Source organism: Limimaricola cinnabarinus LL-001 (genome assembly GCF_000466965.1).
Classification (GTDB): Bacteria; Pseudomonadota; Alphaproteobacteria; order Rhodobacterales; family Rhodobacteraceae; genus Limimaricola; species Limimaricola cinnabarinus.
Window position 1 is genome coordinate 1 of sequence record NZ_BATB01000099.1, and the last position, 7,805, is coordinate 7,805.

Annotated in this window: 10 protein-coding genes; 2 read left to right on the top strand and 8 right to left on the bottom strand. The window is 65.4% G+C overall.

Going from position 1 to position 7,805, the window contains the following annotated elements:
* Positions 1-17: 17 nt before the first annotated feature.
* Positions 18-464, bottom strand: coding sequence for an Lrp/AsnC family transcriptional regulator (locus MBELCI_RS17650; RefSeq protein ID WP_021695609.1), 447 nt, complete (start codon positions 462-464; stop codon positions 18-20).
* A gap of 106 nt (positions 465-570) precedes the next feature.
* Between MBELCI_RS17650 and MBELCI_RS17655 the strand changes: the two genes are divergently transcribed.
* Positions 571-1,170 (top strand): LysE family translocator, encoded by a 600-nt coding sequence (locus MBELCI_RS17655; RefSeq protein WP_021695610.1) that lies wholly within the window; start codon positions 571-573, stop codon positions 1,168-1,170.
* A 416-nt stretch (positions 1,171-1,586) separates the two neighbouring features.
* Here MBELCI_RS17655 and MBELCI_RS17660 read toward each other — a convergent pair whose 3' ends face one another.
* The 3 genes from MBELCI_RS17660 to MBELCI_RS17670 are packed head-to-tail and all read right to left on the bottom strand — an operon-like array spanning position 1,587 to position 5,064.
* Complete coding sequence (locus MBELCI_RS17660) at positions 1,587-1,904, bottom strand: hypothetical protein (protein WP_021695611.1); 318 nt, start codon at positions 1,902-1,904, stop codon at positions 1,587-1,589.
* On the bottom strand, positions 1,901-4,357 hold the full coding sequence (gene ctaD, locus MBELCI_RS17665; protein ID WP_021695612.1) for a cytochrome c oxidase subunit I: 2,457 nt from the start codon (positions 4,355-4,357) through the stop codon (positions 1,901-1,903). The genes MBELCI_RS17660 and ctaD overlap by 4 nt, the downstream gene beginning before the upstream one ends.
* Entirely contained in the window at positions 4,354-5,064 is a 711-nt protein-coding gene (locus MBELCI_RS17670; RefSeq protein ID WP_021695613.1) for a cytochrome c oxidase subunit II, read from the bottom strand. Before MBELCI_RS17670 ends, ctaD begins: the two co-directional genes overlap by 4 nt.
* Between MBELCI_RS17670 and MBELCI_RS17675 the strand changes: the two genes are divergently transcribed.
* Positions 5,029-5,544: a DUF2231 domain-containing protein gene (locus MBELCI_RS17675; RefSeq protein ID WP_021695614.1), complete on the top strand. Its 516-nt coding sequence runs from the start codon at positions 5,029-5,031 to the stop codon at positions 5,542-5,544. The two genes, MBELCI_RS17670 and MBELCI_RS17675, sit on opposite strands and share 36 nt — an antisense overlap.
* Here MBELCI_RS17675 and MBELCI_RS17680 read toward each other — a convergent pair.
* The 4 genes from MBELCI_RS17680 to MBELCI_RS17695 all read right to left on the bottom strand — a co-directional run.
* Positions 5,514-6,023: a CopD family protein gene (locus MBELCI_RS17680; RefSeq protein ID WP_021695615.1), complete on the bottom strand. Its 510-nt coding sequence runs from the start codon at positions 6,021-6,023 to the stop codon at positions 5,514-5,516. The two genes, MBELCI_RS17675 and MBELCI_RS17680, sit on opposite strands and share 31 nt — an antisense overlap.
* The gene (locus MBELCI_RS17685; RefSeq protein ID WP_021695616.1) at positions 6,020-6,733 is read right to left on the bottom strand and encodes a cytochrome c oxidase assembly protein; all 714 of its coding nucleotides are present in this window, start codon (positions 6,731-6,733) and stop codon (positions 6,020-6,022) included. Before MBELCI_RS17685 ends, MBELCI_RS17680 begins: the two co-directional genes overlap by 4 nt.
* A 307-nt stretch (positions 6,734-7,040) precedes the next feature.
* Positions 7,041-7,418 carry a hypothetical protein gene (locus MBELCI_RS17690; protein ID WP_021695617.1) on the bottom strand — a complete coding sequence of 126 codons (378 nt, stop codon included), beginning with the start codon at positions 7,416-7,418 and terminating at the stop codon, positions 7,041-7,043.
* A 10-nt stretch (positions 7,419-7,428) separates the two neighbouring features.
* The coding region (locus MBELCI_RS17695; RefSeq protein ID WP_131505599.1) for a c-type cytochrome at positions 7,429-7,805 on the bottom strand (377 nt) is incomplete at its 5' end.

Genomic DNA, 7,805 nt, shown 5'->3' on the forward strand with positions numbered 1-7,805 from the left:
ACGTTGTTCAGGGCCGACTAGGTGGCGCGTTCGTCTTTGGGTGATCCCATTACGATGTAGGACGTGATTGCATTGACGTGGGATTGGGTGCCCAAGACCTCCGTGTGGAAGCGCTTGTATTCCGAGAGATCGGCGCTCTCGACGCGTAGCAGGTATTCGAAGGACCCTGCTACGTTGTGGCACTCGACGACTTCGGGCGCGACTGCCATGGCGCGCTCGAAGCCCTCCTGTGCCGCCTTGGTATGGGAGGACAGGCCGACCATCACGTAGGCGGCAAAACCACGACCCATCCGCTCGGGGCTGGTCACTACCCTGTAGCCCCGGATCACGCCGGTTCGCTCGAGCTCTTGAACTCGTCTCAGGCAGGCCGAGGGAGACAGGCTGACACGCTCGGCCAGAGCGACATTGCTGATCCGCCCGTCGCGCCGTAGCTCGCGCAATATTTTCTGGTCAGTAGCGTCCATATGCCGTTAATCATTGTGCAGATATATATCTGGATAGCGTATTAGACGACATGTTGCGACCTTTTTCCGCTATTATTGCGCACAAGCAATATTGAAGGAGCGCCCCATGAGTTTCGCTATCCTGACCGCCCTTCTGGGCTTCGCATTCGTCGCCACCGTCACGCCGGGGCCGAACAACCTGATGCTGATGGCGTCCGGCGCGAACTTCGGCTTCCGCCGGACCTTACCGCACATGCTCGGCATCGTCGGGGGTGTGGCGGTGATGGCTCTGCTGGTTGGGGCGGGGCTGATGGCGTTGTTCGACGCATTGCCTGCGCTGAACCTGGTGCTGAAGGTCGTTTCCGTTGCCTACCTTCTCTGGCTTGCATTCAAGATCGCGACGGCCGCTCCAATGGAGGAGCGGGACGCGGACAGCCGGCCGATGACCTTTCTTCAAGCGGCCACTTTCCAGTGGGTGAACCCCAAGGCCTGGGCCATGTGCCTGTCCGCCATCACGCTCTACGCGCCCGACCGCTCGCTTCTGTCGGTAGCCATCGTAGCTGGTGCGTTCGCGGTCGTCTGCTTTCCGGCGATCTCGGTCTGGGCATGGCTCGGGACCGTGGTCCGGCAATGGCTGTCGAACGCAACCCGGCTCAGGGTTTTCAACATCACCATGGCGGCTCTGCTTGTGGCTTCGCTCTATCCCGTGCTCGGGCTCGGAACCTGAACGGGGTGTTGCCAAACTCGTTTCCCGAGAGGCGCGATTGAACTGGCTGTGGCGGGGCGGTTGAAATCCGACAGGTCCCGCGAAACTGTCTCACCCAGATTTGGCGCGCCTCCTGCTTTTTCTCGTGGATAATAGGGAAACGCGTTGGTTTCGACTGCTTAACTCTCCACAGTTAAACGGGCGAATGGCCGCAATGCGGACCTTCGTGGCGGGTTGATTATTCGAGAACAAGAGGCCGATACCCCGGTTCGCATCCGCCATGTCGAGCGGTCTGACAAGTGATGACATTCTGGAAGGTCGCGTGAAGATGTAGTTCAGGTGCTCTGTTCCCTGACAATGCAACTGCCTGAAACTGAAGTTTCGGCAAAATCTAGTCCGACAGAACTGTCGTCATGGTGACCCTGACCTGATCTAGCCTACAAGCAATGCGACATCGCCAGTGCCGGAATGAGCGTCCAGGCCGTGCCCACCAAGGCAGCAACAGCAAGCACCATGCTGACGCGCCGTATGGCGGCATCCGGTTGGGGCCATCGCGGGGATCTCAGAAAGGCAAGGAGCAGGGCCTGAAGCGCCAAGGCGGCGATAGTCGCGCCGACCAGCAAGACCCGGCCCGGAAGCTCGGGGGCGACCGCCGCCCATCTGCTTGAACACAAAAGGCCATGCAGTCCGTAGATCGCGCTGAAGGCGGCGAGCCAGAGTGTCAGCGGCAGCGACAGGCGCAGGATGGCGTTCATGTCAGCACCCCCGGCAGCCCGATCGCCGCCGCCGTCAGCAGGGCGACCAGCAGGGTATAGTCGCTCCATAGGCGGGCGATGCGCATCGCGCCAAGCGTGGTGTCTGCCGAATGTCCCGACAGGCGACGCAGCATGACAACCGACCACATCAGCATGCCGACGAGGCAGTGCAGCAGCCCGTATCCGACGAAGACCCAGACCGTCGCATCATAGGCATGAAGGGTGGGGTCGGGGCTCTCGGACAGCACGGGCAGCGCCGCGCCAGCGATAAGGGCGAGGCCCACGGGTGCCATGCCCTGGCCCACGACGGTGCCGATTCGAGAGCCGAGAAAGGTCAGGCCGGCCCCGGCGAGGACAAGGACCACCGGGAGAGCACCCGGTTCAAGATAGGCAGGCGGCGGCCAGTTCGGGGCGATGGAGAACAAGAAGGCATAGCCAAAGAGCAGCGAGCCGAAAAAGGTGCCGTTGGCCAGCAGCAGAAAGACCGAGCCCCACCAGCCGGGCGGGTCCGCCGCCTCGGCCGCGGTGTGGAGCGACAGGCCCCGGCCGACCGGCAGCGCCTCCTCCGGCGCGGGGCGCCCCAGCCCCCAGACCCAGAGCAGCGCGCAGAGCGTCACGCCCAGGGCCGAGATCGGCACGAGCCAGTAGGCCTTGATCAGCATGCCGAGGAAGAACAGCCCCGTGATCGCCGACATCAGCACCGGCAGCGCCGTGTTGCCCGGAAAGACCACGATGTAGCGCGGCGCGCCGGTGCCGATCTCGACCGTGAGCGTCTCGCGCCGCCCGCGCCCGGGATCGCCGAGATAGCCCTCGCCGCGTGCCAGTCGCACCGGAAGCTCGGGGTCTTCATAGAGCGGATCGCGCGAGGTCACCTGCGCGAGGCTCGCGAAGTTGTAGGGCGCCGCCGGCGTGGGCATGGCCCAGTCCAGCGTGCCCGCCCCCCACGGATCGCGCGAGCCGCGCACGGCCACCACCGCGTTCACCACCACGTCGATCAGCACCAGCGCGAAGCCGATCGCCATGACGAAGCCGCTGATCGAGGCGATGATGTTGATGACCTCCCAGCCCTGTCCGCTCTCGTAGGTGTCGATGCGCCGGCGCATACCCAGAAGACCGGCCCAGTGCAGCGCCAGAAATGTGCCGTGAAAGCCGGGCACCACGAGCCAGAAGGCCACATTGCCGAGCTTGAAATAGGTCCGGCGGCCGGTGAAATGCGGCATCCAGTAGTAAAGCGCCGCGATCATCGGGAAGACGAAGCCGCCGACCAGAACGTAATGCAGGTGGGCGACGATGAAGTAGGTGTCATGCGCCTGCCAGTCGAAGGGCACGATCGCCACCATCACGCCGGTCAGCCCGCCGATCACGAAGGTGGCGAAGAAGGCCAGCAGCCACAGCATCGGCAGATGCAGGCTCGGGCGGCCCTTCCACAGCGTGCCGATCCAGGCGAAGATCTGCACCGCCGTCGGCACCGCCACCAGCGTCGAGGCCGCCGAAAAGAAGGCCAGCCCCATATGCGGGATGCCGGTGGTGAACATGTGATGCACCCAGAGCCCGAAGCTCAGCACGCCCAAGCTTACCGCCGCCGCGACGATCCAACCGTAGCCCATCAGTGTCGTGCGTGCCATCACCGGCAGGATGGTCGAGATCGCGCCCGCGGCGGGCAGGAAGATGATGTAGACCTCCGGATGGCCGAAGAGCCAGAACAGGTGCTGCCACAAGAGCGCGTCGCCGCCCTGTGCCACTTGGAAGAACGGCAGGCCGAAGGCGCGTTCCAGCTCCAGCAGGATCGAGCCGAGGATCAGCGGCGGAAAGCCTGTGAGGATCATCACCGCCGTGACCAGCGCGTACCACGCGAAGATCGGCATCTGCGACAGCTTCATGCCCGGCGCGCGGTAGCGCAGCACCGTCACCGTGATCTCGACCGCCGCCGAGATCGCCGAGATCTCGACGAAGGTGATGCCGATCAGCCAGAAATCCGAATTGATCCCCGGCGCGCCGATGGTCGAGGACAGCGGCGGGTACATGAACCAGCCGCTGTCCGGCGCGATCCCGGCCAGCAGCGCAAAGATCATCATCGACCCGCCGAAAACGTAGCACCAGAAGCCATAGGCGGTGAGCCGCGGGAAGGCGAGGTCGCGCGTGCCCAGCATCTTGGGCAGCAGATACACCGCGAGCCCCTCGAAGAAGGGGATCGCGAAGAGGAACATCATGATGGTCCCGTGCATCGTGAAGATCTGGTTGTAATGGTCGGGGCCGAGAAAGGCCGAGCGCGGGCTGGCGAGTTGGGCGCGGATCAACATCGCGAGGATGCCGCCGATGACGAAGAAGACCGTCGCCACGAAGAGGAACATCCGGCCCAGATCGGTGTGGTTCACGGTGGTGAACCAGCCCTTGAGGCCGGGGTCCGAGGCCCAGATCCGCGACAGGGCGCGGTGGCGCCTGAGCGCGTTCATGGTGTCTCTCCTCGAAGGAAGGCGCGCCAGCCCTCGGCATCATGCGCGATCACGGTAAAGCGGTGGTCGCGGTAGCCCGCGCCGTTGAATTCCGAGCCCAAGCCTTCGTAGCGGCCGGGGCTGTCGGCCTCGATCCTGAGCAGGTTCACATGCCCCGGCACGGCGTCGAGCTTGCCCGCGAGGCGCGGCACCCAAAAGCCATGCACCACGTCGACGCTGGTGATGGCCACGTCGACGGGGCGGCCCGCCGGGATGTGCAGCAGGTTCTCGGTCACGCGGCCCGGCGCGTCGTCATATCCAAAGCGCCAGTCCCATTGCCGCGCCTCGGCCTGCACGCGGACAAGATCGGGCGTGGCGCGCGGCAGCAACCGTTCGCCCACGACGAGGCCGTAGGCCAAGAGCGCGGCCAGCACCGTCATGGGAAAGGCCAGCCCGAGCCAGACCACGAAGCGCCGCTCCTCCGTCTCGCCCGGCGGCCGCCGCCAAGCGAGCGCGATCAGCGCCGCGACGAAGAGGAAGATCGCCGCAGCCCCCGCCAGCAGCACCCACCACAGCTGCGAGATGACCTGTGCCGCCGGCCCGGCCGGATGCACCGCCGAGAGGCTTTCCTCGCAACCCGCGAGCAGCAGGAGTGTTGAGGCGGGAAGACCCCAGCGCAGGAGAGAGCGGCCATGGCCGAGGAAATGGTCCAGACCGAAGGTGAACAACTCGAAGACCCGATCCTTGAGCACGAGGGGTATGACGACACCGAATCCATCATCGGCATCTGGGGCCACCCGCTGCACGCGATGAGCGTGGCCTTTCCGGTGGCGCTGACCTTCTGCACCTTCGGCGCGGACGCGCTCTACTGGTGGTCGGGCGAGCTGTTCTGGGCGCGCGCCGCGATCTGGGCGGCGGGCACGGCTTTCCTGTTCGGCCTCGCAGCTGGCGCGACCGGCACGGCCGAGCTCTTGATGGTGCCGGGCATCCGCATCCGTGCCCCGGCATGGTCGCATTTCGTGATCGCGGTGCTGCTGTTGTCGATCCTCGGCGCCAACTGGGGCTACCGGCTTCAGGGCTTTGAGGCGGCGGTGCTGCCCTATGGCATCCTGATCTCGGGCTTCAGCGTGCTCGTGGTGATGGTCACGGGATGGCATGGTGGCAAACTCGTCTTCGATTATCGTCTGGGCACGTCGAAAGGCAGCTGATGCCCAAGCGGCTCTGAGAGCCAGCCAGGCACCGGGATCTCGCCAAGCTCGGGCTTGGCGAGGACCAGCGTCAGGATCGTCAGGATCGGCACGAGCAGCAGCAAAAGCGGCAGCACCGGGTTCGGCGCCCGGTGCGCACCCTCGCGTTCGGCCACGGCGACGAGGACGTAGCCGACCCAGACGTGAAAGCTCACCAAGAGCGCCACGAAGACAAGCTTGGCGAACATCCATGTCACGAAGACCTCGCGCAGGAAGATCAGCCCGGTTCCCGACGCGATGGCGATCACCGCCGCTGGGGTGATGCAGAAGGTGTAGGCGTAATGCGTGGCCCGGCGGATGCGCTCGTAATCGCCCTGACCGATCGCCGGGTCGTGGCGCGCCAGCATCAGGGGCAGCGCGAAAAGGCCGCCGCACCACAGCACCAGCATCCCCACATGCAGCGCTTTCAGATGCGGAACGAGATCGTAAAACCAGCTCACGCGACGCCTCGTCCCGCACCCGCGCGCCAGCCCCTGCGGGCCGAAAGGGCGATCATCGCGGCATAGGGCAGCATCGCGGGCACCCACATGATCAGTCCGCCGAGTTGCTGGTCGGCCAGCGGCGTGAGGCCCCAGTCCAGCGGCGCCAGGGCATGCGCGGCGTAAAGCGGCATGGGGGCGAAGGTCAGCAAGGCGCCGAGCGCGCCCATCTGCATCAGCCCGGCCAGCGACCACAGCACGGCGTCGATGCCGCCTTGCGCGCTCAGCACCGTGCGCCAGAACCAGATGGCGGACCCCAGCAGGGTCAGCTGCATGATCCAGTAGACCGCCATGTCGCTCAGGGCGAGATCGTAGGCGGCCGGGAGATGCCAGACCCAGAGCAGCGCCGTCGAGACGAGGAAGGGCAGGGCGGCGCCCGAGGGACGGCGCCCGGGCAAGGCGGCGGCCAGGAGCGGGGCAGCGACCGCGACGAGAAGCACATGATGCACCACCCGCGCCGAGAACAGCCCCACCGAGATCGCGCAGAGCGGCGATACGAAGGCGAGGACCAGCACGGCGACGGCGGTGGGGCCGGTTCGCGTGTTTCTGAGGGCCACCAGCAAAAGGAGCAGCCCCGCCAGCAGCAGAGGGTCGAAATTCCAACTGCGCAACGCCAGTTCGGGCAGGGGCGCCGCGCCGCAATAGCTGCCCGGGAGAATGTCGACAGGCATTGTCACGCTCCTCACCATGGCCGCGCCCAAAGCCAATCAACGACTTGCGCGGCCTGACGGTACGCTCCACCAGTTAGACCGGCAAGATTATGGTTCAACGGAATATTCCCGACGCCGATCGGAACTGTTCGCTCCGACCTGATCGGACCGGTATTCCCACAGCTCCGCTTGCTTTCATGCGCTCGCACCCGCATCGCCGAAACCGGCTGCCCGAGCGCACCCTCTCATGCGGATGACGATCGCCATGACCCGGGAAAGGCCGATGATCGGCAGGGCGAGGCATTGGTGCGCCCCTTAGGTGCTTGCCTCAATAGATGATGCCTGCCTCCTGACAGAGCCCTTCCGAGATGCCGGACATGTCGGGAATTGTTTCTCCGGGGCTTTCACTCTCGTCGTCTCCGGAGGCCAGTTGATCCAATGCAACCCCGGATGCGCCGTCGTCGAACCGGCGGGTCGAGGTCTGCCCGGCCCGTTCACTTTCCGCCTGTGGATCGGATGGCCCCTCGCCATTCGCTCCACCCCGCCCGGTATCTCGCGCGACATCCGTACACTGCTGCACGATGGCCTCCATCATGGCGCGGTTCCCGGTGTCGAATTTCTTGTTCCCGAGGTAGAGGGCCTCGGCCCGCACGGGTGCGGCCGAGCCAAGGGTCAGGGCAAGGGAGATGAGACATGCGCGCATCATGGGGTCACCTTCAGTGCTCCTCTTCGGCAAGATAGTCGCGCATCTCGGCCACCTGCGAAGCTGAAATCGGGCCGGCGCGCCGATCGCCTGTGCCGCGCAGGTAGGTCAGCAGGTCGGCGATCTGCGCATCGCTCAGCTTCCAGGAGAAGGGCGGCATGGCGAGCATGCTGGGACTGGTGTCGGTGGGCTGTGCCCGCGCCCCGCCAAGGATGATGCGGATGGCACTCGAGGGGTCTTCGGCATGGACCTTGTTGGACGTGCTCAGCGGCGCGAAGAAATATGGCACGCCGGACTGGTCCGCCGCGTGGCAGGCGGCGCAGTTGTCGAAGTAGATTCCGGCCCCGGTTTCAAGACGCGCCGCCTCGGGGGTGTCTTCCACCTCGGGCG

What these genes read in the sequence shown, in the direction of transcription:
- MBELCI_RS17675 (WP_021695614.1), top strand. Translation starts at nt 5,029, where the DNA reads ATGGCCGAGGAAATGGTCCAGACCGAAGGTGAACAACTCGAAGACCCG.
- MBELCI_RS17660 (WP_021695611.1), bottom strand. Translation starts at nt 1,904, where the DNA reads ATGAACGCCATCCTGCGCCTGTCGCTGCCGCTGACACTCTGGCTCGCC.
- MBELCI_RS17685 (WP_021695616.1), bottom strand. Translation starts at nt 6,733, where the DNA reads ATGCCTGTCGACATTCTCCCGGGCAGCTATTGCGGCGCGGCGCCCCTG.
- MBELCI_RS17655 (WP_021695610.1), top strand. Translation starts at nt 571, where the DNA reads ATGAGTTTCGCTATCCTGACCGCCCTTCTGGGCTTCGCATTCGTCGCC.
- MBELCI_RS17650 (WP_021695609.1), bottom strand. Translation starts at nt 464, where the DNA reads ATGGACGCTACTGACCAGAAAATATTGCGCGAGCTACGGCGCGACGGG.
- MBELCI_RS17690 (WP_021695617.1), bottom strand. Translation starts at nt 7,418, where the DNA reads ATGATGCGCGCATGTCTCATCTCCCTTGCCCTGACCCTTGGCTCGGCC.
- ctaD (WP_021695612.1), bottom strand. Translation starts at nt 4,357, where the DNA reads ATGAACGCGCTCAGGCGCCACCGCGCCCTGTCGCGGATCTGGGCCTCG.